General features: G+C 72.5%; 1 pseudogene. It reads left to right on the top strand.

Annotated features, from left to right (window positions below):
• Nucleotides 1-28: 28 nt before the first annotated feature.
• Nucleotides 29-291 (top strand): annotated as a pseudogene (locus tag ACLBYB_RS33305) (class I fructose-bisphosphate aldolase); the annotation flags it as partial.

The raw sequence follows: 291 nt of genomic DNA, 5'->3' as shown, positions 1-291 counted from the left end.
CGACGGTCTCTGGCCAGGAGGCTGCCCGATGGACCGATCCGCCCGCGTCACCGAGATCCTGTCGTGGTACGGGGCCGACAGCCCCGGGACCCTCACCAACCTCGCCCGGATGCTGGTGCACGGCAAGCTCGGCGGCACCGGCAAGATGCTGATCCTGCCCGTCGACCAGGGCTCCGAGCACGGGCCCGCCCGCAGCTTCGGCCCGAACCCGCCGGCCTACGACCCGCACTACCATTTCGAGCTGGCCCTGGCGGCGGGGTGCAACGCCTACGCGGCGCCGCTCGGCTTCCT

It is taken from the genome of Methylobacterium sp. D54C, from assembly GCF_053345595.1.
This window is presented reverse-complemented; position numbering and strand designations above follow the sequence as displayed.